The 24,556-nt window shown below is 56.2% G+C and carries 19 protein-coding genes; 8 read left to right on the plus strand and 11 right to left on the minus strand.

Annotated elements, in window-relative coordinates; all coding sequences use genetic code 11:
* Positions 1-117: 117 nt before the first annotated feature.
* On the plus strand, positions 118-1,032 hold the full coding sequence (locus tag AC6I8B_RS10260; RefSeq protein ID WP_157352210.1) for a LysR family transcriptional regulator: 915 nt from the start codon (positions 118-120) through the stop codon (positions 1,030-1,032).
* A gap of 348 nt (positions 1,033-1,380) precedes the next feature.
* On the opposite strand, the gene AC6I8B_RS10265 is transcribed toward AC6I8B_RS10260, so the two are convergent.
* Entirely contained in the window at positions 1,381-2,976 is a 1,596-nt protein-coding gene (locus AC6I8B_RS10265) for an ABC transporter substrate-binding protein (protein WP_157352212.1), read from the minus strand.
* Between the two features lie 127 nt (positions 2,977-3,103).
* On the opposite strand from AC6I8B_RS10265, the gene pepT reads away from it, so the two are divergent.
* Positions 3,104-4,330 (plus strand): peptidase T, encoded by a 1,227-nt coding sequence (gene pepT / locus AC6I8B_RS10270; protein ID WP_033787793.1) that lies wholly within the window; start codon positions 3,104-3,106, stop codon positions 4,328-4,330.
* A gap of 36 nt (positions 4,331-4,366) precedes the next feature.
* Here the strand turns inward: pepT and AC6I8B_RS10275 are convergent, their stop codons facing one another.
* Positions 4,367-5,143, minus strand: a complete 777-nt coding sequence (locus tag AC6I8B_RS10275; protein ID WP_010670199.1) for a transporter substrate-binding domain-containing protein — start codon at positions 5,141-5,143, stop codon at positions 4,367-4,369.
* Positions 5,144-5,208: 65 nt separating this feature from the next.
* Positions 5,209-6,375: a methionine aminotransferase gene (locus AC6I8B_RS10280; RefSeq protein WP_157352217.1), complete on the minus strand. Its 1,167-nt coding sequence runs from the start codon at positions 6,373-6,375 to the stop codon at positions 5,209-5,211.
* 125 nt (positions 6,376-6,500) lie between these two features.
* On the opposite strand from AC6I8B_RS10280, the gene AC6I8B_RS10285 reads away from it, so the two are divergent.
* The gene (locus AC6I8B_RS10285; protein WP_010244709.1) at positions 6,501-7,382 is read left to right on the plus strand and encodes a LysR substrate-binding domain-containing protein; all 882 of its coding nucleotides are present in this window, start codon (positions 6,501-6,503) and stop codon (positions 7,380-7,382) included.
* Here AC6I8B_RS10285 and AC6I8B_RS10290 read toward each other — a convergent pair.
* The 4 genes from AC6I8B_RS10290 to AC6I8B_RS10305 form a co-directional block, all read right to left on the minus strand.
* Positions 7,340-9,004: a methyl-accepting chemotaxis protein gene (locus tag AC6I8B_RS10290; RefSeq protein ID WP_064691337.1), complete on the minus strand. Its 1,665-nt coding sequence runs from the start codon at positions 9,002-9,004 to the stop codon at positions 7,340-7,342. The genes AC6I8B_RS10285 and AC6I8B_RS10290 overlap by 43 nt on opposite strands.
* Before the next feature lie 217 nt (positions 9,005-9,221).
* Positions 9,222-10,742, minus strand: a complete 1,521-nt coding sequence (locus AC6I8B_RS10295) for a carboxylesterase/lipase family protein (protein ID WP_497817428.1) — start codon at positions 10,740-10,742, stop codon at positions 9,222-9,224.
* 431 nt (positions 10,743-11,173) lie between these two features.
* Complete coding sequence (hglS, locus tag AC6I8B_RS10300; protein ID WP_089414159.1) at positions 11,174-12,517, minus strand: 2-oxoadipate dioxygenase/decarboxylase HglS; 1,344 nt, start codon at positions 12,515-12,517, stop codon at positions 11,174-11,176.
* Positions 12,518-12,584: 67 nt separating this feature from the next.
* Positions 12,585-13,919: an MFS transporter gene (locus AC6I8B_RS10305; protein WP_045140321.1), complete on the minus strand. Its 1,335-nt coding sequence runs from the start codon at positions 13,917-13,919 to the stop codon at positions 12,585-12,587.
* Positions 13,920-14,241: 322 nt separating this feature from the next.
* Here AC6I8B_RS10305 and AC6I8B_RS10310 point away from each other — a divergent pair, with 322 nt between their 5' ends.
* A complete protein-coding gene (locus AC6I8B_RS10310) occupies positions 14,242-15,162 on the plus strand; it encodes a LysR substrate-binding domain-containing protein (protein ID WP_010670205.1) in 921 nt (306 codons plus the stop codon).
* On the opposite strand, the gene smrA is transcribed toward AC6I8B_RS10310, so the two are convergent.
* Entirely contained in the window at positions 15,159-15,725 is a 567-nt protein-coding gene (smrA, locus tag AC6I8B_RS10315) for a DNA endonuclease SmrA (protein WP_052272209.1), read from the minus strand. The genes AC6I8B_RS10310 and smrA overlap by 4 nt on opposite strands.
* A gap of 317 nt (positions 15,726-16,042) precedes the next feature.
* Between smrA and fnr the strand changes: the two genes are divergently transcribed.
* The gene (gene fnr, locus AC6I8B_RS10320; RefSeq protein WP_010244686.1) at positions 16,043-16,795 is read left to right on the plus strand and encodes a fumarate/nitrate reduction transcriptional regulator Fnr; all 753 of its coding nucleotides are present in this window, start codon (positions 16,043-16,045) and stop codon (positions 16,793-16,795) included.
* A 117-nt stretch (positions 16,796-16,912) separates the two neighbouring features.
* The gene (gene uspE / locus AC6I8B_RS10325) at positions 16,913-17,869 is read left to right on the plus strand and encodes a universal stress protein UspE (RefSeq protein ID WP_010244683.1); all 957 of its coding nucleotides are present in this window, start codon (positions 16,913-16,915) and stop codon (positions 17,867-17,869) included.
* Positions 17,870-17,915: 46 nt separating this feature from the next.
* Here the strand turns inward: uspE and pntB are convergent, their stop codons facing one another.
* Together pntB and pntA are read right to left on the minus strand one after the other, a co-directional pair.
* The gene (pntB, locus tag AC6I8B_RS10330) at positions 17,916-19,304 is read right to left on the minus strand and encodes a Re/Si-specific NAD(P)(+) transhydrogenase subunit beta (protein ID WP_010670206.1); all 1,389 of its coding nucleotides are present in this window, start codon (positions 19,302-19,304) and stop codon (positions 17,916-17,918) included.
* A gap of 3 nt (positions 19,305-19,307) precedes the next feature.
* Positions 19,308-20,840: a Re/Si-specific NAD(P)(+) transhydrogenase subunit alpha gene (gene pntA / locus AC6I8B_RS10335; RefSeq protein WP_157352226.1), complete on the minus strand. Its 1,533-nt coding sequence runs from the start codon at positions 20,838-20,840 to the stop codon at positions 19,308-19,310.
* Positions 20,841-21,380: 540 nt separating this feature from the next.
* Here pntA and ydgH point away from each other — a divergent pair.
* Together ydgH and AC6I8B_RS10345 are read left to right on the plus strand one after the other, a co-directional pair.
* Positions 21,381-22,334, plus strand: a complete 954-nt coding sequence (gene ydgH, locus AC6I8B_RS10340; RefSeq protein ID WP_010244673.1) for a DUF1471 family protein YdgH — start codon at positions 21,381-21,383, stop codon at positions 22,332-22,334.
* 206 nt (positions 22,335-22,540) lie between these two features.
* Positions 22,541-23,932 (plus strand): basic amino acid/polyamine antiporter, encoded by a 1,392-nt coding sequence (locus tag AC6I8B_RS10345; protein ID WP_064704291.1) that lies wholly within the window; start codon positions 22,541-22,543, stop codon positions 23,930-23,932.
* Positions 23,933-24,074: 142 nt separating this feature from the next.
* Here AC6I8B_RS10345 and AC6I8B_RS10350 read toward each other — a convergent pair whose 3' ends face one another.
* On the minus strand, positions 24,075-24,488 hold the full coding sequence (locus AC6I8B_RS10350) for a hypothetical protein (protein WP_010244668.1): 414 nt from the start codon (positions 24,486-24,488) through the stop codon (positions 24,075-24,077).
* Positions 24,489-24,556: the final 68 nt, after the last annotated feature.

A 24,556-nucleotide genomic window follows, 5' to 3' on the forward strand; every position in this document is an offset into this window, starting at 1 on the left:
TCGTGCTTTATCTTTGACAAACTTCTCTCTTTGCCACAATTATTAATTTATCGAGTGAGCCTTGCTTTTAAAGCAAGCCACGCCTGCCCTTTTATGATGCGTTTTGTTGGAGTCACCATGTTAAGCAGTGAGATCCGCTATTTCCTGGCGGTCGTACAGTGCGGATCGCTCAGCGCCGCCAGCGAGCAGCTCTTTGTGGCGGTGTCGGCGATTAGTCGCCAGATTCAGCGTCTGGAGACACAGGTGGGTGTGCCGCTGTTTGAGCGGCATGCACGCGGCATGGTATTGAACGAAGCGGGTGAAATATTCGCGCATCATGTGCGCAAGAGCCAGCTCGATATGGAATATGCGCTGGCGGAGATTAAGGGGCTGAAAGCAATACGGCGCAGCCTGATCCGCATCGCCTGCACCGACGGAATGGCGTTCAGTCTGCTGCCGGGTCTGCTGGCGGAGTTTCGTCAGGCCAATCCCGGCGTGCTGTTTGCGCTTAACGTGACGCACTCGCAGGGCGTGGCGGCATGCGTCAGAGCTGGGGAATGCGATGTTGCGCTGCAGTTCAGTCTGCAGCCGGAGCGCAGCGTTGAGGTGCTCGGCTCGTGGCCGGCGCCGGTGTTACTGGCGATGCATCAGTCGCATCCGCTAGCGTCGCGTCAGGTGACGCTGGCCGATCTGCATGGCTGGCCGCTGGCGTTGCCAGGTCAGCATACTACCGTGCGGCAGTTGTTTGACCTCTCCTGTCAGATGAACGACTGCGTGTTCGAGCCGGTGCTGACCTGCGACTATTTCGCTACGCTCTACCACTTTTTGCTGCATACCCCGCAGGCAGTAACCATTTGCAGTGCGTTTACCCTGCTGTTTGAGCGCGACACGCAAAATCTGGTGTTGCGTTCGATGGGGGTGGATCAGCTGAGTCAGCGTACGTTGCAGCTTCAGACGGTGTCCGGCCGCCAGCGGAATGCGGCGCTGACGCTGTTTCTGCAGTTTTTGCAGCAGCGGCTGACGGAGATGGATCAGCAGGTGAGGATGGGATGAGGGGTACAGGCTTAAAGGAGTTTGGTTGTTAAAGTCTGCGCTGGATGGCTGTCAGATAGTGCTGGCTTAGGAAACACGACCCGATCGGAAAGTCGCAACAGTCGCCATCCATGGCATGCCCGGCCCACGCGATTACGCACCTCATCCCTGAGGTGCGCCCGTAGCCGGGCCAACGCGTTGCGTTGTTCAAAAACGCTCCCGGCGTTTTTATCCGGGCGGCGGGACGCTTTCCTCCCTGCTCGTGTTCCCTTCGCGTTGAGCTTTATCATTGCGGTCATATAAACCCTGACTTTAGTGCATAAACAGAGCCCCACTTGGAAGTGGGGCTAAGTTTTTAGCGGCAATCACTTACTGCTTAATATCAACCTGATAGAAGATGTGTTTGCCGAACGGATCGACCTGATAGCCGCTGACCGATTTGCGCACCGGCTCAAAGATGGTGGAGTGCGCAATCATCACCGCAGGCATCTGGTCATGCATCATCTGCTGTGCCTGCAGATAGAGCGCGGTGCGTTTGCCCTGATCCGGCTCGGCGCGGGCTTCGGTGATTAACTTCTCGAACGGCTGATAGCACCATTTTGAGGAGTTGGAACCGCCCTGTGCAGAAGTACAGCTGTAAAGCGGGCCAAAGAAGTTGTCCGGATCGCCGGTGGCGGTGGTCCAGCCCATCAGCGCCGCCTGATGCTCGCCGCTGCGCACGCGTTTCAGGTATTCGCCCCACTCATAGCTGACGATATTGGCTTTGATGCCCACTTTAGCCCAGTCCGACTGAATCATCTCCGCCATGCGGCGCGCATTCGGGTTGTAAGGCCGCTGAACCGGCATCGCCCAGAGCGCAATTTCGGTACCCGGTTTCACACCCGCCTGTTGCAACATGGCTTTGGCCTTCTCTGGATCGTAGTCGTAATCTTTCAGATCTTTGTCGGCGCTCCAGACGCCCGGTGGCAGGATATTTTTCGCAACCGTGCCGGTGCCTTTAAAAATCGCCTCGATTATTGCCGGTTTGTTGATCGCCATCGCCAGCGCCTGGCGCACTTTGACGTTATCGGTTGGCGCTTTGGTGGTGTTAAACGCCAGGAAGCCGGTATTGAGACCCGCCTTTTGTTCCAGGGTGATATCCGGGTTAGCGCGCATCTTTTCAAGATCGGCGGGATTAGGGAAAGGCATCACCTGACACTCGTTCTTCTCCAGCTTGGCATAACGCACGGAGGCATCCGGCGTGATGCTGAACACCAGCCGATCGAGCTTCGCCTTACCCTGCCAGTAGTCCGGGAACGCTTTGTAGAGAATGCGGGAATCTTTCTGATACTGCACCAGCTCAAACGGTCCGGTGCCGATCGGGTTCATATCGACCTTCTCCGGCGTCCCCGCTTTCAGCATCGCGTCTGCATATTCCGCCGAGTGGATCGAGGCGAAATACCAGGCTAGATCGGCAAGGAACGGCGCTTCCGGATGGGACAGCGTAAAACGTACGGTGTGGTCATCGACCCGGTCGATACTTTTAATCAGCGTGGAGAGCTCCAGGCTTTCGAAGTTGGAATAGGTGCCGCCAGAGACATTGTGGTAAGCATTTTTAGGGTCCATCTGGCGCATAAACGAGAAGATCACATCGTCGGCGTTGAAGTCGCGGCTGGGTTTGAAGGCTTTATTGCTCTGAAACTTCACATTCTTGCGCAGATGGAAGGTGTAAACCGTGCCATCCGGGCTGATTTCCCAGCGTTCCGCCAGGCTGGGCACCAGGTTGGTGGTGCCAGGCGTAAAGTCCACCAGCCGGTTGAAAACCGGCACCGCACTGGCGTCAACGCTGGTCCCGGAGGTATAGAGCTGCGGGTTAAAGTTCTCTGGCGATCCCTCAGAACAGAAGACCAGCGTTTTGGCGTTAACGCTGCCAGCCAGCGCTATCCCAGCCGTAACAAGCGCTAAGGTGGCTATCTTGATTTTCATTATTATCCTCGCTTTGTATTGACTTCCGGTGATCACAATATCTAAATGAATCATTCAGATGCTTCATTGATAGCACGATTCGGCACCATAACGAACCCCGCCGGTGGCTGACTAATAAGGAATAGTGATGACAGACAAACTTGAGTCGCAGCTCACAGAACGTTTTTTCCGTTACCTCGCCATCAGCAGTCAGAGCGATGCCAAATCCACCACCCTGCCCAGCACGCCGAGCCAGCACGCCATGGCGGAACTGCTGGCGGATGAGCTGCGCGCGTCAGGGCTGGATGAGGTAGTGATTGATGAGCATGCCACGGTGACGGCGGTGAAACGCGGCAACCGGCCTGACGCGCCGCGCATCGGGTTTATTACGCATATCGATACCGTTGATGTCGGTTTGTCGCCCGATATCCACCCGCAGATCCTCACCTGGCAGGGCGAAGATCTCTGTCTGAATGCAGAGCAGGATATCTGGCTGCGCCGCGATGAACATCCGGAGATCGCGCCCTACGTCGGTCAGCAGGTGATCTTCAGCGACGGCACCAGCGTGCTGGGCGCGGACAACAAAGCGGCGGTCACCGTGGTGATGACGCTGATGCAGAACCTTAACGGCGACCACGGCGACATCGTGGTGGCCTTTGTGCCGGACGAAGAGATTGGGCTGCGCGGCGCGAAAGCGCTGGATCTGGAAACGCGCTTTAATGTTGATTTCGCCTGGACCATCGACTGCTGCGAACTGGGCGAAGTGGTCTATGAAAACTTCAATGCTGCCGCTGCAGAAATTGTGTTTACCGGCGTACCGGCCCATCCGATGTCGGGCAAAGGGGTGCTGGTCAATCCGCTGCTGATGGCCCATGACTATATCAGCCTGTTTGATCGGCAGCAGACCCCGGAGCACACTGAAGGCCGTGAAGGCTATATCTGGTTCAATGAGATTCAGGCCAACGCCAGCAAGGCGACGCTTAAGGCCTCAATCCGTGATTTTGATCTGACCAGCTTTGCGGCACGTAAGCAGCAGTTGCAGCAGGCAGCAGAGGATCTGGCGGCGCGTTACCCCACCGGCAAGGTGAGCGTGGGTATCAGCGATACTTACAGCAATATCAGCAATGCCCTGGGTGAAGATCGTCGGGCGATTGACCTGATCTTCAGTGCCTTTGCCGCGCTGGAGATTGAGCCGAAGGTGATTCCGATGCGTGGCGGTACAGACGGTGCCGCGCTGTCAGCCAAAGGTCTGCTGACGCCGAACTTCTTTACCGGCGCGCACAACTTCCATTCACGCTTCGAATTTCTGCCGGTAACGTCGTTTGTGAAGTCCTATCAGGTGGCGGAAAAACTCTGTTATCTGGCGGCGGAATAAGCGGAGGAATCGGGCGCAGAACGCGCCCGATTGCGATTATGGCTTCGCGCTGACATCAATGCCTGGGAAATATTTTTCAGCCAGCTTTTTGATGGTGCCATCGCCCTGCACTTTAGCAATCGCCGCATCCAGTGACTGCTTCAGCTGCGCGTCATCTTTGCGCAGGCCGTAGCCGATGCCTGAACCAAGAATCGCGTCATCTTCGACTGGCTTGCCAACAAACCCAAAGCCTTTGCCCTGCGGTTTATCGAGGAAGCCAGACTGACCGGCAGCGGACATCACCAGTGTGCCATCCAGACGGCCCGCGACCATGTCGTTGTAAACCTGGTTTTGATCCTGATACGAGGTCACGGTCACACCCTGCGGCTCCCAGTGCTTCTTCGCATAGGTTTCCTGGATGGATCCCTGTAATACACCGATGTTCTTGCCCTTCAGACCTTCGGCAGTCGGTGCCAGATTTTCACCGGTCTTCGCCACTAACATGGTCGGAATACGGTAGATCGGCTGCGTAAACGCAATGCTTCTGGCGCGCGCTTCGGTGATGTTCATCGCCGAGTTAATGGCGTCGAACTTTTTCGCCTGCAGTGCCGGGATCAGCGCATCAAAGCTGCTCTCAACCCAGTGGCAGCTGAAGTTGCCCGCCTTACAGATGGCATTGCCCAGCTCGATATCAAAGCCTTCCAGTTCCCCTTTAGCATTGCGGCTTTCAAAAGGCGGATATTGTGACTCCACGCCGTAGCGTAAATCCTGTGCCAGTGCCTGTACCGATGTCATCATGCCCAGAGCGAGAAAAAGCGCGTTCAGTTTCTTCATTATGTCATTTACCCCGAAAAGTCCTGGTTACCTGTTCCCCGAGCTGCCTCACGCGGTGGCGTGAATCAGCGAGAAAAAGCACATAGCGCAGCCGCGCCAGCCTCAAGTGTCGTCTCGTCTTTGGCAAAAGAGAGCCGAATCAGTTTGTTATCTGTGCCATCCATATAAAACGCCGACAGCGGTATGGTCGCCACACCGTGATCGACGATAAGACGTTTTACCATTTCACTGTCCGGTTCGTCACTGAAATGTCCATAGCTGGCGAGCATAAAGAATGAACCAGCACTCGGCAGCAGCCGGAACGGGGAGTTCTGCATCAGGGCGATCAGCCGATCGCGCTTCTGCTGATAGAAGGCACTGAGCGACAGATAGTTCTCTGGCGTCTGCAGATAGTGTGCGAAACCGACCTGCATCGGCGTATCGGCGGCGTACATCATAAACTGATGTACTTTCACCAGCTCAGTCATCAGCTCTGCCGGTGCCAGACAGTAGCCTACCCGCCAGCCGGTGACGTGGAAGGTTTTGCCAAACGAAGAGACAATGACGCTGCGGGCTGCCAGCTCCGGATGCGTCGCCATCCCACAATGCGGTCGCCCATCAAACAGAATATGTTCGTAAACCTCATCGGAGAGCACCACGATATCGGTGTTGCGGATTAAGGCTGCCAGCTGATTCAGGTCGTCGGGGGTCAGCACCTGCGCGCTGGGGTTGTGCGGCGTATTAATAATGATCATCCGGGTGCGCGGCGTGATTGCTGCCCGCAACTGATCCCAGTCGATAGCAAATGACGGCACCTGCAACTTCAGGCCAATCGGTTTACCGCCCTGCAACCGCACCACCGGCGCGTAGCTGTCAAACGCCGGTTCAAAGAAGATCACCTCATCGCCCTGATGAACCAGCGCGGTGATCGCCATATAGAGCCCCTGGCTGGCGCTGCCGGTGATCAGCACTTCACTGGCGGCATCATATTGTTGTCCATAGAGCGCCTGCACTTTGCTGGCAAGCGCGTCGCGTAAGGCGGGCAAGCCCATCATGGCGGCATACTGATTATGTCCTTCCTGCATCGCGCGGCTGACTGAGTCGACCAGCGCCGGATCACAGGGGAAATTGGGCGCGCCCTGCGACAGGTTAATCGCCTGATGCTGCGCCGAAAGCTGGCCAATCACGCTGAAAATAGTGGTGCCGACGTCCGGCAATTTTGAGTGGATAGCGACAGGCGTTTTCAGGGACATACTCTCTCCGTCAGGGGCTTAACCGCTCAGATGCGGTAAATAGCTATTCAACGGGCTGCGACTTGAGTCGGCAAGCGAAATGTCGTCATAATAGCCATGAAAAAAATGCATAGCTGAGGTTCACCGTGTCACGCTTATCGCTGCCGCTTAATGCCATTCACGCCTTTCTGGTGACCGCCCGACATCTCAATCTGACTCACGCTGCCCGCGAACTTTGCCTGACGCAGGGCGCCGTCAGTCGTAAAATTGCCGCGCTGGAGCAGTGGCTGGGCGTTACGCTGTTTGACCGCCACGCGCGCGGTCTGCGCCTGACCCCTCAGGGCGCGGCGCTGCTGCCCGACTTACAGCAGGGTTTTGAGCTGATGGTTCAGGCCAGCGAGAAGGTCCGCCGTAGTCAGGTCAGCATTCGCCTGAAAGCGCCAACCTGTGCGATGCGCTGGCTGGTGCCCCGGCTGATGGCGCTGGAGCATCATCGTCCTGAACTGCATGTGGCCCTGACCACCACGCTGGATCATGCCGCGCAGCTGGAGAACTTCGATGTGGCGATTGTCTATGGTAAGCCGCACCCTGACGGAATTTGCCTGTTCAGTGAGTCGCTGACGCCAGTGATGGCAGCCGATCAACCCCGCCCGGACTCCCCGGCGGCACTGGCCACAATGACCTTTTTGCATCCGACGGCAGATACGCGTGACTGGCAGTGCTGGCTGCAGGCGCAGCAGGTGACACTGAACATGAAGCGGAACCAGCATTTTGCCACCATGGACTTAGCGATCAGTGCAGCGATTCAGGGGTTTGGTGTGGCGATGGCCGACAGCAATCTGGTGGAGAGTGATATAGCCAGCGGCAGGCTGATTAAGCCGTTCGCTGGCGAGGCAAAAACCGGTGCGGTTTACAGTTTACTGAAACGGCCCGCGCAGGATGCGCCACCGTTCCTGGCGGAGCTGGTGGCGTGGCTGTGCAGGGATCAGAAGGTGACCCAGTCGCCGTTATCCGCCGGTTTAGCCTGAGGCGCATTCAGCACGGTTGCTTTCGGCGCGGCAGGTTTATTCGTGATGACCGGTGCGGTCTGGCGGTTGCTGGAGAGACGGAACTTCGACACAGAAGCCTGCAGCGCTTCCGTCTGCAATGCCAGTGCGCTCGCCGCGGCAGAAACCTCTTCAACCAGTGAGGCGTTCTGCTGGGTCACGCTATCCATTTCGGTTACCGCAGCACCCACCTGAGAGATGCCTTTGCTCTGCTCTTCTGAGGCGGAAGCAATCTGTTTCATGATCGCATCAACATCCTGCACCGATTTCAGAATATTGTTCATGGTGCCGCCGGTGGTGCTGACCAGCTCGGCGCCTTTACCTACACGCTGAACCGAATCTTCAATCAGCGTCGCAATCTCTTTCGCGGCATTGGCGCTGCGCTGTGCAAGGTTACGCACTTCAGAGGCAACGACCGCAAAACCCCGCCCCTGTTCGCCAGCACGTGCCGCTTCGACGGCGGCGTTCAGCGCCAGAATATTGGTCTGGAAAGCGATGCCGTTGATCACGTTAGTGATTTCAGCGATTTTCTTCGAGCTGCCTGAGATGCCATCCATAGTGCTGACGACTTCACTGACCAGCTGACCGCCACGTTGTGCCGTGGTGGTGGCGGTTTCTGCCAGCAGGCTGGCCTGGCGGGCATTATCGGCGTTGAATTTTACCGTGGCCGTCAACTGCTCCATGCTGGCCGCAGTCTGTTCGAGCGCAGCGGCCTGCTCTTCGGTACGTGAAGAGAGGTCGTTGTTACCGGCAGAAATCTCTGCGGCACCGCGCGAGATATTCTCAGTGCCGCTGCGAATGGCGCTGACCGCTTCACGCAGGCTATCCTGCATGGCGCTCAGCAGCGGCACCAGTTTACCGACGCAGTTGCGTCCGAAATCGGATACCGGCTGACTCAGGTCGCCCGTGGCAATGACCGCGAAGTGGGTACGAATACTTTCCAGCGGACGGACCAGCATCGCCACCAGATAGCGGTCGGTAAACAGCAGAATAAACAGGCCGATAATTACCGTGATGGTAATAATCGTTTTGGTCATCGCGGTGAGGTGATCCACTTCAACCCGGGTTGCATCCAGCTTTTCAGCTGCGCCCTGGCTGAATTTCTCTGCGCTGATGCCAAAGGCACGACTGAGTGGCGGCGTGACGTTATTTGCCTGCTGACGATAAGCATCAGGCGAGGCCTGGCGGGCCAGCTGCAATTGTGGCGTAACGCCCGCATCCAGCAGCTTTTGCCAGCTCTGAATCACCCCATCCACGACATCCGGGTTCATCGGGCCGGGTGCCAGTTGTTTAAAGCGCGCCAGTTGCTGGGTCATGCTGTCCAGCGCCTGCTGCACCGGAGCATAAGCCTCATCGTTCAGGGTCTGACCTGCGGCTTTGCCTTCCATCACGCGGGATAAGCGCGTGATGACACGAAAATATTGATCGTTGCCTTTGCTCAGCACCGTCATTTGCTCAACCAGATGACGGTCCACATCATTCCCTTCGCTGAGCGCGCCAAGAGAGTGAATGCTATACAGCCCGACGCCGCTCCACAGTAAACAAAACAGTCCCAGAATAGAGAGCATCACTGCGCGAATGGTAAAATTTTTGAGCATTCCCATACCAAAATCCTATACACGTTGACCCGCAAGCGTCGGGCATAGGAGGTTTATCGGCATGCAATTGTGAAGATGTAACTGTTTTGTTACCTAATATTTTACAGCGTCCCTAAGGCAAATTTCACTTTATAGCCCTTTTATTCAGCAGGTTAACCTTTAAAAAGCAGATTAATTCCATTCGCGCAATTTGATGGTTAGCAGGCTAACCATGAGCCGCCGCTTAAAGCCTGACCATACGAGTCATTAATAGCCGGAAAAGCCGCATACGGGCGCGCATAAAGTTCCGCTTCAGAACCAGCCCGCTCTTCCGATTATCACCGAGTGACATTGTCACGTCAGAGCCTGGGTGCCAGGCTGGCCACACGACTTCCCCCTCCAGCTGATGCTTATATTCCGTAGCATCACGGGCAAAGGTAAACCAGTATTCGCTGACCCGTGCCGCAAACGCCCGATCGGCCTCACTGAAGGGTCGTTCTTCGTTGGGATCCGGCATCTGACTCAGCGTGTTCAGCACATAAGGCACTTCGTTGCCGTGCCAGGTGCCGTGTGGATAGAGGTCACGGGCATGTTCAGAGACATAATCAAACCAGTAGCGCCAGCCTGGCATTCCGGCATTGTGCTGCGCCCGCATCACCAGCCACGGCACCAGGCTGAAGGCCATATCGCGCGCCACGGCACGTCCCAGCCGCTGATCGTCATGAATGTCATACATCCATTTCAGCGTCCGGTAAGTGAGACGATTTTTATCGCGTAACTGATGCAGCACCGCGGTGGCATCCACGCCAAAATATTCCAGCACGCTGGCTTCATCGCTGTTGCTGCCCGCCATCAGCGGCAGACGGTGCTGTTTTGCAGCCATAAAGGTTTTCAGCATCGGCTCAGGCAGGACAGCATCACCCGCAATCGGCACCGGCGGGATCGCCAGCGGCCCTTCCAGCGACCAGAAGGCATCGGCAGGCAGTGCGCGCAGGTCATCAGCGCTGGCATCGGGCGGCAGACCGAAATGGCGGGCCACCGCCATTCCCTGCTGACGCGCTTTTTTCAGCGGCGTATCAGGCAAGCTGTAGGCGCTCTGCACGATCCCTTTATGAAACAGCCCTTCGGCCAGCGGCGAACAGCAGAGTGACAGCACGCTGCGTGCGCCTGAGGACTCACCGAAAAGTGTCACATTGCGGCGGTCGCCGCCAAAGGCAGGAATGTTGCGCTGCACCCACTGCAGTGCGGTAATCTGATCCAGCAGGCCAAAATTGTTCACCGTGCTGGCAACAGGGTATTCCGCATCCAGGGCCGGATGAGAGAAGAAACCGAGATGGCCGAGCCGGTAGTTGAGCGTCACCACCACCGCGCCGCGTGAAGCCATCGGCTTGCCGTTGTAAGGTGCCAGCCCGCCAGCACCAATGGTGTAGCCACCACCGTGCAGCCATACCATTACCGGCAGGGGTGTCCCGGGCGCGACATCCGGCGTCCAGACATTAAGGTAGAGGCAATCTTCACTGAACTCACCCGGATCGCCACCGCCCACGGCCTGGCAGTAAGTGCGATTTTGCCAGCCGGAAGCCCCAAACGCGGTGGCGTCGCGCACCTGCTGCCAGGGCGTAACCGGCTGTGGCGGACGCCAGCGCAGTGCGCCAAGCGGTGCCGCCGCATAAGGTATGCCTTTGAATACGAAAAGGTCATCGTCCATGCATCCACGCAACTCCCCCTCAGCAGTCATGATCCTCAGACCTGTTTCGTTTTTCATTCCTGTTTCCCTGTTCAAACGTCCCTCCATTATTTGCAGGCCCGCCAGCATTGTCCAGGTACGGAAGGGATTTGCAGAATATGCCGAAGCGTGAGGGGCAGGCGTGAACATGCTCATCAACAGGTTCAGAGAGTCAGTTACGGTTATGATTCAACGTTGTTTATCTTTTCGCGATTGGTCAATGACGCTGCCAGCGCCGGAGTGGCGCGTCGTTGCTCTGTTATCACGTGCGGTTGTGTGGCTGTTAATCAGTTAGTCTGCTAATAGATTAAGATACTCACGCGGGTAAACCTGCGCTGAGCGGTAAAGCGTTGTTTTTCCCCAGTCCTGTCAGCATATTACCCGCGTTGCCCCACTTCAGGTCCACTGGCCTTAGCAGGGCGGGTGCGGAGAAAGCCTTGCGGGCAGCGCGCCTGTTGCCCGCAGAGGCGTCAGTCTGGCCGTAAGCCGCACTGCGCCAGCGAGCGCTGCTGGCGCTCTTCGTATAACGCCATCTCATCCAGCACGACAGCGCCCAGCGCGGCTTCAAATGCCTGGCGGCTCGCCTGTCCCGCCGAACGAACCTGCGCCCGATCGCCGAGGTTGGACTGGAAAATGCCCGCCGCGCTGACGGGCAGAAAATCTTCGTAGATGATAGGGTCTGCCAGCACACGACCTTCTTCGATGAGGGTCTCCAGCGATTCACCCTGAGCCGGCGGCGTCGCGATGCCCTTTTCACTCAGGCGATAATGGAACCAGGCCAGCTCCTGCTGGCGCAGCGTGGTTTCGTCGTCGGGGAAGTCACGGAAAATCGCCGCCAGATGTTGCTGATGCTGCTGATTATCCTGACCGCTGCCCGCCTCGCTGAGTAGCCGATCGTAGAGCGCACGGCCCTGAGGCGTCAGCGCCACGCCGCGCTGCTCAATTTCACCGAAGCGTGCAGTATGGGTTCCCTGATGCCCATCCTTAAAGATGATCGGCTCTTCCAGCGCTTTAAAGCTGGTCTGACGTAACAGGATCGGTACCTGACGACGCGGCGGTCCCTCGATCAGGGTTTTCGGATCGATACCGCGCGACGGCATCAGTTGCTGTACGCGGTCAATATCGAGCGTGCGCGGCGTGAGATGGTTGATGTGGCAGCCGGGAAAGCAGACCACGTCAGCGATCAGCCGATGCTGCTGGTTCAGCGCCTGATAGGTCTGACTGTCCACGCTGCTATGGGCATGCCAGCGGAAGGTTTCCAGTGCTTCGGTAACAAACTCAGTGGCCTGCTCGTCGGTTAATCCGCCCTGCTGCTGATGCAGTTCCAGAAGCGCCCGGCAACGGGGGGTGAAAATGTCGCGCGCGGCAAGAATCTCCGCCGCCTTTTCACGCAGCGCGCGGTCGTCGATCAGTTCAGGGCGTAACAGCGAGGTAAAGACCCGAAAGGGATTGCGCCGCAGCGCCGCATCGGTGATCGGCCGGAACGCCGTGGAGTGCACCGGCACACCAGCCTGAGAGAGATCGTAATAGCCAACCGGGTGCATTCCCATCACCGCAAACAGCTGCCGCAGTGTGGCTAATTCGTCTGCCGTGCCCACACGGATCGCACCGTGACGTTCCAGGTTGAGTCGGTCGATCTCATCGGCTGCGGTGAGACGATCTTTCAGCGCGATATCCGCTTCCAGCGCGCGGTCGTTGACGGTCGCCACCAGCTGCATCAGCGTGCCATATTGTGGCACTTCCTGCTGATACATAGCTGACATCGCCTGAGAGAAACGGGTGCGGATGAGATCCGCACTGAGAAAGTTGTCCATCTTATCCACCTGACACCGTTAGCGTTGCTGCTAATGTAATGCAACACGCTGGCCTCAGCGGAAAAAATCACGAATCTGTGATCGGCTTAAAGCCGTAGCGGTTTTTTAACAGCAGCATCAGGGTGGTGATCACAGCCGGTATTGCCAGCAGCAGAAAGATAACGCTGAAAGACCATCCAAGAGACATCATCTCTGCGCCAACGAAGGCGCTTAAAATCGCGCCGATGCGGCCCACTCCATGCATCCAGCTGGAACCGGTAGCGCGGGCGTGGGTAGGATAATAGCTGGCGGATAAGGCATTCATACCGGTATTGGCCCCGTTGAAACAGAAGCCACTGCAAAAGGCGATCGCACTCATCATGCCCACTTCCGCGGGTGAAAAGCCCAGTGCCACAATAAACAGACCGCCGCAGCCGTAGATCGCCGCCAGGGCCAGGTTAGCGTTGAAGCGATCCATCATCCAGCCCGCAAACAGGGAGCCCAGCGTCCCGCCCGCCTGATACATCGCGGTGATAATCGCCGCTTCGGTCACTGACATGCCCAGGGTGTTGACCAGCGACGGCAGCCAGCTGCCAATCAGGTAAACCATGAACAGCCCCATAAAGTAGCCGCCCCACAGCATGGTGCTGCCAAACAGATAGCGGCGTGAAAGTACGGTGCCTATCGCGCCGCTCACCGGCATGGTGGCCTCAGGCGCGTGAAACGCACAGTCGGGCGCGGTTTTGCCCGGCATCATCCGGTCGAGGATGGCGTGAATGCGGGCAGCCGGTGCGCCACGGCTGATAAGAAATCGCACCGACTCCGGCAGGCCGCGGATCAGTAATGGCAACACCAGCAGCGGCAGAATACCGCCCAGCAGCAGCACGGAGTGCCAGTCATAGCGCGGTAGCAGCCAGGAGGCAGCAAATCCCCCGCTGGCGGCACCAAAGGTAAAGCCGCAGAACACCACCGTGATGATAAAAGCCCGCCGCCGCTCAGGTGCATATTCCGCCACCAGCGTGCCGACGTTGGGCATCGCCGCACCCAGTCCCAGCCCGGTCAGGAAACGGAACAGCATCATCTGCTCAATGTTTTGTGACAGCGCCGTTGCCAGCGTCCAGAGACCGAAAAAGAAGACGCTGAGGATAATCATCATGCGACGGCCATAGCGGTCAGCCAGCGGCCCTGCCACCATGGCACCCAGCGCCAGCCCGATTAACGCTGCGCTGATGACGACCCCGAGCTGATGATTACTCACCCCCCACGCGGCTTTCAGTGTCGGCGCAATAAATCCCATGATCGCAATGTCCATGCCATCGAGTGCCACCACGATAAAACAGAGCGCAATGAGCCGCTTTTGCCAGTGGCTCAGCCCCTGCTGGTTGATAAGCTGGCGGACATCTACCGCCTCGACGCTGGTCAATGAACACTCCTCTGGAGTAACGAAATCTAACATCAGTTTAAGTAAAAAAAACGGCGCTAATGATAGCCGATCGTTAACCTTAAGCGGTCAGATTTTTATATGATATTGAGAATTATTCAACTTTAAGCCGTTAAGTTATTGATATACCGTAGTCAGAGGATGGCGTTTTTCAGAGGCATACCCGGCTGAGCGCTTTTTAATCAGAGAGTTAAAGGGTAGCGCGGTCATTTCAAATCGTTTGTTAAAATAAATTTGCAGCAAAGTTAACAGAATTCATTTTAAACAGTTGCCTGAAGCCGGTCATTCTCATTAAGTTTAGGATATGGAAAAAAATATCCTTTTCAATCAGCGCATTCGCTTGCGCCATCTACATACCTTTGTTGCGGTTGCGCAGCAAGGCACACTGGGCCGGGCGGCAGAGACGCTTAGCCTCAGCCAGCCTGCCCTCTCCAAGACCCTGAATGAGCTGGAGGAGCTGACTGGCGTTCGTCTGTTTGAACGTGGCCGGCTGGGCGCGCAGCTGACCACCATGGGAGAGCAGTTTCTGACCCATGCGGTGCGGGTACTCGACGCGCTAAACCATGCAGGACAGAGTTTTAATGAGCAGCCGGGCGATGCGCCGGTGATTATCCGGCTGGGGGCATTGACCACTGCCGCAATGGGAATGCTGCCACGCATTCTGGATCGTTTTCATCAGCTGCAACCCAACACCACCATTCAGGTGGCGACACTTCACAATAATGTGCTGCTGGCGGGCTTGCGCGGCGGTGAGTTCGACATCGGCATTGGCCGGATGGCGGACAGCGCCATGATGACCGGGCTGACCTATGAATTGCTGTTTCTGGAGTCGCTCAAGCTGGTGGTCAGGCCGGAACACCCGCTTTTAAGTGACAACGTCACGCTTTCGCGTGCGATGCAGTGGCCGGTGGTGATATCGCCCGAGGGCACAGCTCCGCGCCGGATTGCCCAGCAGATGCTGGATGAACAGGGCTGCACCCTTCCGCCTCACTGCATTGAGACCTCTTCGACTTCACTGGCACGCCAGCTGGCTCTTCGCTACGACTACATCTGGTTCGTCCCTTCCGGGGCGATTAAAGAGGATCTGAGCCACAACGCTGTTTGTGCGCTGCCGATCGCCTCTTCCGGGCCGGGCGAACCGGTGGGCATCATTACCCGCACCGGCGCAGAGCTGAGCCTGAGTGCTGAAGTGCTGATGTCCACCATCCGTAAGTTTCACAGTTAGCGGCTGCGTTTCGCATGCCGCTCGCGGTTTTCAAGCCGGGCTTTATCGGTTTTGCGCAATCCGACATAAAGCGCCCCGGCCCCGCCATGCCGGGTCTGGGCCACGCAAAAGGTCTGTACGTCATCAAACTGCTTTAGCCAGCGCGCCAGATAGCTGCGCACAATGTTGGCATGAGATTCATCATCACGACCTTTACCGTGGATGATCAGCAGATTGCGCAATCCCTGTTTGTGCGCCTGCATCATAAAGTTAAAGAGCGCCTGACGACAGGTTTCGACCGGTTGCCGCAACAGATTGAGGCTGGCATCCAGCTGATACTCTCCTCTGCGCAGTTTATCCAGAATCCCCTGCTGAATGCCGTCGGCTCTATATTCCAGCGGGGTATTGAGTGGAACGATCTCCAGATCGCCCCGGGTCAGGAAATTCTCCAGCTCAGATTCACCTGGCGGTTTTCGTGGCGCCTTCGTTGAGGGTGCTTTAAGCCACAAGGTTGTGGTGGTGTCTTTTAACGGCGTGACATCGCCCATGGCATCCCGAAAGAGATCATTATCATCAAGGTTCATGGTTTTCTCACACCTGGTTAAAATTGATGGAATGTGCAAATCACGCTTTACCCGTTAGCGTAGCAAAAGCTGGAATCACCGGCCCACCCCACTTTTTCGAAAGTCACTGCCAGTGCAGAAGCGTGTGACAGATCACATAAGCGGAAAGTTTTCTTGACAGTCGGCCCTGTCGGGATTCTGAGAAGCCCGTCACATCAGCGTTTGTCGTTGTGTGCTTAGTCCATAATATTTGTAAGTGTAAAACTGCTCGGATGAGTTCCCTTCAGCACAAAAAATGTTAAAATTGACCCCAGTCAATAATCGTCGAGCAAACCATTATGATCCCTGAAAAACGCAGCATTCGTCGTATTCAGTCGGGCGGTTGTGCCATTCACTGCCAGGATTGCAGCATCAGTCAGCTCTGCATCCCCTTTACGCTAAATGAACATGAGCTGGATCAGCTCGACAATATCATTGAGCGTAAAAAACCCATTCAGAAAGGGCAAACGCTTTTCAAAGCAGGCGATGAACTCAAGTCTCTGTATGCGATTCGCTCCGGCACCATTAAAAGCTACACCATTACTGAACAGGGTGATGAGCAGATCACCGGTTTCCATCTGGCGGGCGATTTAGTCGGCTTTGACGCGATTATGGGCTCCAGCCATCCCAGCTTTGCGCAGGCGCTGGAAACGGCCATGGTGTGTGAAATCCCTTTTGAAACGCTTGATGATTTGTCCGGCAAAATGCCGGCCCTGCGTCAGCAGATGATGCGTCTGATGAGCGGTGAAATCAAAGGCGATCAGGACATGATCCTGCTGCTGTCGAAGAAAAATGCTGAAGAGCGCCTGGCGGCGTTTATCTGGAACCTTTCCCGTCGTTTTGGCCAGCGCGGCTTTTCACAGCGCGAATTCCGCCTCACTATGACGCGTGGCGATATCGGTAATTACCTGGGCCTGACGGTTGAAACCATCAGCCGCCTGCTGGGGCGTTTTCAGAAGTCCGGTATGCTGGCGGTGAAAGGCAAGTACATCACGATTGAAAACCATGCCCTGCTGGAAGAGCTCGCCGGTCAGAGCCACCAAGCCGCCTGATCCTCAGCCGGATCAATAAATCTTATTTTGTTGATCCGGCAGTAACTTTTTCACTTCTTCCGCTGTGCAACATAAGCTATCTTTATTCCAGTCGCTCTGGTTTAAGGAGAACGCCTCATGTCCCAGTACCAAAATGTTCTGGTCGCCATTGATGCCCAGCAAGACGATCAGCCCGCGCTGCGACGTGCGGTCTATCTGAATCAACGTCTTGGCGGAAGAATTAAAGCCTTCCTGCCTATCTATGACTTCTCATATGAGATGACCACCCTGCTTTCGCCGGATGAGCGCGCGTCGATGCGCCAGGGCGTGATCAGCCAGCGTACCGAATGGATCCGCGAGCAGGCCCGCGCTTATCTTGATGCCGGTGTCGAAATTGACATCAAAGTGATCTGGCACAACCGTCCCTACGAAGCCATTATTCAGGAAGTGCTCGCCCATCAGCATGACCTGGTGCTGAAGATGGCGCATCAGCACGATCGCCTTGAGTCAGTGATTTTCACTCCAACCGACTGGCACCTGCTGCGGAAATGCCCGTGTCCGGTGTGGATGGTCAAAGATCAGCCGTGGCCGGAAGGCGGTAAAGCGATTGTCGCGGTCAATCTAGCCAGCGAAGAGCCGCATCACGATGGCCTGAATCAGAAGCTGATTCGTGAAACGGTGATCCTGGCGGAAAAGGTGAATCAGACCGAAGTGCATCTGGTCGGCGCCTACCCGATTACCCCTATCAATATTGCTATCGAACTGCCCGATTTTGATCCCAGCGTCTATAACGACGCGATCCGTGGTCAGCATCTGGTGGCAATGAAAGCGCTACGGCAGAAGTTCTCGATTGGTGAAGAGTTCACCCATGTGGCTAAAGGCCTGCCGGAAGAGGTCATCCCCGATCTGGCGGCGCATCTGGGAGCCGGTGTGGTGGTGCTGGGAACGATTGGACGCACCGGCCTGTCGGCGGCATTCCTCGGTAATACGGCGGAACAGGTGATTGATCATCTGCGTTGCGATCTGCTGGCGCTTAAGCCGGACGATTTCAAATCGCCGATTGACCTGGATGATGAAGAGGATGAGGAGGATTAATCCTCCTCAGAAACAGAGAGGGCGGCTGATTAGCCGCCCTTTTTTATTACAGCGCTTTAAGAATCGCTTCCACGCTGGCTTTGGCATCGCCAAACAGCATCTGGCTATTCTCTTTGAAGAACAGCGGATTCTGCACCCCGGCATAGCCGGTGTTCATTGAGCGTTTGAACACTATCACGTTGTGCGCCTTCCACACTTCCAGCACCGGCATGCCCGCAATCGGACTCCGGGGATCATCCTGCGCCGCCGGGTTGACCGTGTCGTTAGCACCAATGACCAGCACCGTGTCGGTGTCGCTGAAATCGTCGTTGATCTCATCCATCTCCAGCACCACGTCATAAGGCACTTTCGCCTCTGCCAGCAGCACATTCATGTGACCCGGCAGACGCCCCGCCACCGGATGGATACCGAAGCGCACTTTGATGCCAAGCGCACGCAGTCGGGCAGTCATTTCCGCGACCGGATACTGCGCCTGCGCTACCGCCATGCCGTAGCCTGGGGTGATAATCACCGAGCTGGAAGCCTTGAGCATTTCAGCGGTCTCTTCAGCCGTAATCTCACGATGCTCCCCCGCTTCCTGACTTTCATCGCCACTGCTGGCTTCAGTACCAAAGCCGCCCGCGATCACGCTGATAAACGAACGGTTCATCGCTTTGCACATGATGTAGGAGAGGATCGCACCCGATGACCCCACCAGCGCACCGGTCACAATCAGCAGATCGTTGCTCAACATGAAACCAGCAGCGGCGGCGGCCCAGCCTGAATAGGAGTTAAGCATCGAGACCACGACCGGCATATCCGCGCCGCCAATCGACGCGACGAGATGCCAGCCAAACGCCAGCGCAATGACCGTCATCAGCAAGAGTGCAAACACCTGCACAGCCGTGCTGCTGGTGTTAACAAACCACAGCAGCAGCAGGAACGAAACCACCAGCGCCAGCAGATTCAGCTTGTGACGATGCGGTAACGCTAACGGCCGTGAAGAGATTTTGCCGCACAGTTTGCCAAACGCCACCAGCGAGCCGGTGAAGGTGACGGCACCGATAAAGATACCGATAAACACTTCGCTGAGATGGATATTCTCCATCACCGCTGGCAGGCCAGGCGCATGGTCGATATAGCTGTTGATGCCCACCAGCACTGCGGCCAGGCCAACAAAGCTGTGCAGAATCGCCACCAGCTCTGGCATTTCCGTCATTTCGACTTTCTTCGCCAGACGAATGCCGATAGCGCCGCCGATGACCATCGCCAGCAGGATCCAGACCACATTACCGCTGTCCGGGCCAAATATGGTGGCAATCAGCGCAATCGCCATACCGCTGATACCGAAAATATTACCCCGCTTAGAGGTCTCATGACGCGAAAGACCAGCAAGGCTACAGATGAACAGAATCGCAGCCACAATATAGGCTGCAGTGACTAATCCGCCAGACATGTGTTACCCCTTACGAAACATTTTCAGCATGCGCTGGGTGACGGTGAAGCCACCAAAGATATTGATGCTGGCAATCAGCACGGCAATAAAGGAGATAAAGGTGACCCAGCCACCGTGGCCCATCTGCAAGACCGCACCGATAACAATGATGCCGGAAATGGCATTGGTTACGGACATCAGCGGTGTATGCAGCGCATGACTGACGTTCCAGACCACGTAATACCCCACCACGCAGGCGAGCGCGAACACGGTAAAATGTGAGAGGAAGTCGGCCGGTGCCACGTTTGCCAGGCTGCCAAACAGCACGATAGCCAGGGCGATCAGCAGATATTTACGCCACGGTGAAACGGGCTTCGCCTCAATCTTTTCTGACGGCTTCGCGGCGGCAGCGGCAGCCTGTGGCGTGGCGGAGACCTGAATCGGCGGGGCTGGCCAGGTCACTTCGCCATCGCGTACCACGGTGACGCCACGCACCACCACATCTTCGAAATCGACCTGGATTTCGCCATTTTTCTCTTTACACAGCAGCTTGATCAGATTGACCAGATTGGTGCCGTAGAGCTGGGAGGATTGTGTCGCCAGACGGCTGGGCAGATCGGTGTAACCGATGATTTTCACACCATTCGGCGTGACGGTAACCTTATCAGCGACGGTCAGCGCACAGTTGCCGCCGGTCTGCGCCGCCAGATCAACAATGACGCTGCCCGGCTTCATGCTGGCGACCATCTCTTCGGTGATCAGTTTCGGAGCCGGTTTGCCTGGGATCAGCGCCGTGGTGACAATGATGTCCACGTCTCTGGCCTGACTGGCAAACAGCGCCATCTCAGCTTTGATGAAAGCCTCGGACATGACCTTGGCATAGCCGTCGCCGCTGCCCGCTTCCTCTTCAAAGTCGAGCTCGAGGAATTCGGCGCCCATACTCTGCACCTGCTCTTTGACTTCGGGACGGGTATCAAACGCCCGGACAATCGCGCCCAGGCTGCCCGCTGCGCCAATCGCGGCCAGCCCGGCAACACCGGCCCCAATCACCATCACTTTTGCCGGTGGCACTTTACCGGCTGCGGTGATCTGACCGGTAAAGAAGCGACCAAATTCATGGGCGGCTTCGACAATGGCGCGATAACCGGCAATGTTCGCCATAGAGCTCAGGGCATCCAGCGACTGCGCCCGTGAGATACGCGGCACTGAATCCATTGCCATTACCGTGACCTGACGTGCGGCCAGTTTTGACAGCAGTTCGGGATTCTGTGCGGGCCAGATAAAACTGACCAGCGTGCTGCCCGCACGCGTCAGCGCAATCTCTTCGTCATCCGGCGCATTCACCTTCAGCACGATATCGGACTGCCAGACCTGCTCTCTGTCGCTGAGTGTGGCACCGGCTGCGATATAGCTTTCATCATCGAAGCTGGCGCGTTTACCGGCGTCATGCTCAAGGGTGACGCTGAAACCCAGCTTGATGAGTTGTTCCACGGTCTTAGGCGTGGCGGCCACGCGCGACTCGTTTGGCAACCTTTCCTTGGGTATTCCAATTAACATAGTGTTTCCTTTCATCGGTTAAAGGATGATGGCCCGAACCTGCACCACGAGAGCGCGACTGAAACGCGATTTCAGCCGCTTTTAGACGAAACGCAGGTATTTCAAAGTGTTTATAACCTACTGAAAATGTGACGAGCGATCTACAGCGACTACGCAGAGTGATGACATTCACCCAATTATGCAGTGTTCTGTTAAGAAACCTGCGTTATCCCACTGCAAAATAGTCTCACAGGCAGATAATCTGCCAGAGATAATTGTACCCGGACGAATTAATCAACAACAAAAACCTTTATTTAACAATGCATTAACTATTTTATCGCTAACAGTTACCGCTTTTAGTGGTAACTATCACTAAAACTGGCCATAACTGCGTTTGATGACAAACAAATGAAAAAATCATGGTTGAATAACGCGATCTGACACAAAAAATCGCTGCGACAGTCTGTTTATAACATGCAATAATCAGCGGCTATTCTGTTATACATCAAGAGTCCAGCACGTTTTCGTACTCATTTTTGCGTAAGGCGAAGGATTATTTTTATGAAGCTGAAGAACACTATTCTGGCGACCACTCTGTTGTCCCTGCTGGCAGCCAACGCATTCGCTGCGCAGGAACTTACGCCAGAAAAAGCGGCCGCGTTGAAGCCATTCGAACGTATTAATATCACCGGCCGTTTCAACGCAATTGGCGACGCTGCCGATGCGGTATCTAAGCGTGCAGATCAGATGGGCGCGGCCTCTTATTACATCCAGGCGATCAACGACAGCAACGGTAACAGCGGTAACTGGCGCGTTACGGCTGACCTCTATAAAGCCGATGCCCCGGCAGCCACAGAGTCAACGACTTACCGTCGTTTCAACGGCGTAAACGAACTGCCAAAAGCAGAAGCGTATAAACTCGAACCCTTCGATACCGTTTCGGTCAGCGGCTTCTTTGCCAGCCAGCCGGATGTAAACGACGCAATTTCGAAAGCCGCAAAACAGAAAGGCGCAGCCTCCTTCTTTATCGTTCGCCAGATCGATGCCAACAGCGGCGGCAATCAGTATGTCACCGCCTATGTCTATAAAGCGGATGCTAAAGAGCGCGCGGTGCAGACACCAAATGCGATTCCTGCCGATTCAGAAGCGGGTAAAGCCGCACTGGCAACCGGTGGCGCTGCGGCGGCTAACGTAGAGATTCCAGGCGTGGCCTCGTCTGAAACGCCAAGCAACAAAGTGGGTCGTTTCTTCGAAACCCAAAGCTCTACCGGCAAGCGCTATACCGTTAATCTGCCAAACGGCAAATCGGTGCAGGAAGTCAACGCCATTACTGCTGCGCAGATGCAGCCGTTCGACACCGTAACCTTCACCGGTCACTTCGGTACGCCAACTGAGATTTCAGAAGAAGTGGCGAAGCGTGCGGCGGACAAAGGTGCCAAGTTCTACCACGTTACCCGTCAGTGGCAGAACCAGAGTGGCGGTAACCTGACCGTCACGGCTGACCTGTTTAAGTAATCCTTCTCAGGGCGGCGCCTGCCGCCCTGCTGTTTGCATAATTCCTGCGCTGTTTTGCATAGTCACGCATTGCCATCCCCTGCCACACTCCGTAAAATCCTCCGCCTGTTTTACCGGATATTGTCCCTGTATTGTGCCTTTGGTGTGACATAACCCAGCGACAGAATCCGATTTACCCAGCCATATATGCTAGCGGGAAGGTTGTTTTGGAGAAAAAATTAGGTCTCGGTGCGCTGACGGCGCTGGTGCTAAGCTCAATGCTGGGCGCAGGCGTGTTTAGTCTGCCGCAAAATATGGCTGCAGTGGCTGGTCCGGCGGCGCTGCTGCTGGGCTGGCTGATTACCGGCGTCGGCATCATCTTTCTGTCGCTGGCGATGCTGCTGCTGACCCGCCTTAAACCCGAGCTGGATGGTGGCATCTTTACCTATGCCCGTGCCGGTTTCGGCGAGCTGATGGGCTTCTGCTCCGCCTGGGGCTACTGGCTGTGCGCCGTGATCGCCAACGTCTCCTATCTGGTGATTGTCTTCTCTGCCCTGAGCTTCTTCACCGATACGCCGGACCGGATTATCTTTGGCGATGGCAACACCTGGCAGGCGATGCTGGGTGCATCCGTGCTGCTGTGGCTGGTTCACTGGCTGGTGCTGCGCGGCGTGCAGACCGCTGCCAGCATTAATCTGATGGCGACGCTCGGCAAGCTGGTGCCGCTGCTGCTGTTTATTGTGCTGGCGGTGATGGCATTCAACTATGATCGTTTCCGCTTTGACTTTTCCGGCGTCACGCTGGGACAACCGCTTTGGGAGCAGGTCAAGCAGACCATGCTGATTACCCTGTGGGTCTTTATCGGCGTCGAGGGGGCGGTGGTGGTCTCTGCACGCGCGCGCCAGAAAAAGGATGTGGGCCGGGCTACATTATTCGCCGTGCTGGCAGCGTTGCTGGTCTATCTGCTGGTGACACTGCTGTCGCTTGGCGTGGTTCCACGCGCTGAACTGGCTGAGATGCGTAACCCTTCCATGGCGGGGTTGATGACACGACTGATGGGCAACTGGGGCGATGCGGTGATTGCGGTGGGTCTGGTTATCTCGGTGTGCGGTGCCTATCTGAGCTGGACGATTATGGCCGCTGAAGTGCCGCTGATTGCCGCGCAACAGGGTGCATTTCCACGCAGTATCGCCCGGCAAAACCGCCATAACGCGCCAGCCGCCTCACTGTGGCTGACCAACGGCAGTATTCAGCTCTGCCTGATCCTGATTGCCCTGACTGGTGCGAACTACAACAACCTGCTGACCATCGCCTCTGAGATGATTCTGGTGCCCTATCTGCTGGTGGGGTTATATCTGATCAAAGTGGTCCGCGGACAGCATAAGCCGCTGGCGATGGCGACCGGTATCGGTGCCAGCCTCTATGGCATCTGGCTGCTTTACGCCTCGGGGCCATTGCACCTGATGATGTCAGTGGTGCTTTATACACCGGGCCTGCTGCTGTTTCTGTTTGCACGACGCGGTGGCCGCGCAGAGTTTGCGCTGACTTCGCTGGAGCGGATTGCAATGGGGTTGCTGATTGCCGCGACGCTGCCCGCCGTGTGGCAGCTGACGACTTAGCGCCTGGCCCGGCAGGCGTAATGGTTGCAGGCAGTGCGAACCCGGCCAGCGCGAAGCAACCAGGCGTACAGATAGTACGTGAGGATGGTGAGCACTGCCCAGGTTCAGACTGAGAAATCAGATAGCCTGATGGGAGAGGCTATCAGTGCGACTGCACAGGTATTGAGACACACAGCAGGTCATCCTGCTGTGTCAGATTCAGCGGCCTGGAATATTCATGATGGATCGCGTCCAGCTGCTCCGCCGAAAGCGGATAAGGAAGCTGAATATCGAAGCGACTAATCTGCTGTTGTTCCGCAAGGGTAATCAGGCGTGCGATATTAATTTCGTCGCTGACCTGAGTAGAAATGATTTGTAATGCTAATTCTTTTAACGGGTCGTCACTGCCCTGTAAGCGGTGTGCCGATTTACGTGTCACCATGCCAAATATCGGCATCACACCATAAATAGCATCGACGAAGCTCCAGCGCTTTTTGCAGGAAGCGGAGAGAAAGTCACTGTAATTGAAGCAGATGCGGTCGGGGTATATGGCTGATGCCAGCTCTTTATCAGACACACTAACGCTCCTCATGATAATCATCAATATCCCAAACCTGGCGCAAAAAGGCCGCGCTAATGATTGCA

Source organism: Pantoea sp. X-Soil-ISGK-285 (assembly GCF_059730815.1).

Bases quoted from the DNA above. Each gene is read 5' to 3' on its own strand.
- AC6I8B_RS10260 (WP_157352210.1), top strand. From the start codon at position 118: ATGTTAAGCAGTGAGATCCGCTATTTCCTGGCGGTCGTACAGTGCGGA.
- AC6I8B_RS10265 (WP_157352212.1), bottom strand. From the start codon at position 2,976: ATGAAAATCAAGATAGCCACCTTAGCGCTTGTTACGGCTGGGATAGCG.
- pepT (WP_033787793.1), top strand. From the start codon at position 3,104: ATGACAGACAAACTTGAGTCGCAGCTCACAGAACGTTTTTTCCGTTAC.
- AC6I8B_RS10275 (WP_010670199.1), bottom strand. From the start codon at position 5,143: ATGAAGAAACTGAACGCGCTTTTTCTCGCTCTGGGCATGATGACATCG.
- AC6I8B_RS10280 (WP_157352217.1), bottom strand. From the start codon at position 6,375: ATGTCCCTGAAAACGCCTGTCGCTATCCACTCAAAATTGCCGGACGTC.
- AC6I8B_RS10290 (WP_064691337.1), bottom strand. From the start codon at position 9,004: ATGGGAATGCTCAAAAATTTTACCATTCGCGCAGTGATGCTCTCTATT.
- AC6I8B_RS10295 (WP_497817428.1), bottom strand. From the start codon at position 10,742: ATGAAAAACGAAACAGGTCTGAGGATCATGACTGCTGAGGGGGAGTTG.
- hglS (WP_089414159.1), bottom strand. From the start codon at position 12,517: ATGGACAACTTTCTCAGTGCGGATCTCATCCGCACCCGTTTCTCTCAG.
- AC6I8B_RS10310 (WP_010670205.1), top strand. From the start codon at position 14,242: ATGGAAAAAAATATCCTTTTCAATCAGCGCATTCGCTTGCGCCATCTA.
- smrA (WP_052272209.1), bottom strand. From the start codon at position 15,725: ATGAACCTTGATGATAATGATCTCTTTCGGGATGCCATGGGCGATGTC.
- fnr (WP_010244686.1), top strand. From the start codon at position 16,043: ATGATCCCTGAAAAACGCAGCATTCGTCGTATTCAGTCGGGCGGTTGT.
- uspE (WP_010244683.1), top strand. From the start codon at position 16,913: ATGTCCCAGTACCAAAATGTTCTGGTCGCCATTGATGCCCAGCAAGAC.
- pntB (WP_010670206.1), bottom strand. From the start codon at position 19,304: ATGTCTGGCGGATTAGTCACTGCAGCCTATATTGTGGCTGCGATTCTG.
- pntA (WP_157352226.1), bottom strand. From the start codon at position 20,840: ATGTTAATTGGAATACCCAAGGAAAGGTTGCCAAACGAGTCGCGCGTG.
- ydgH (WP_010244673.1), top strand. From the start codon at position 21,381: ATGAAGCTGAAGAACACTATTCTGGCGACCACTCTGTTGTCCCTGCTG.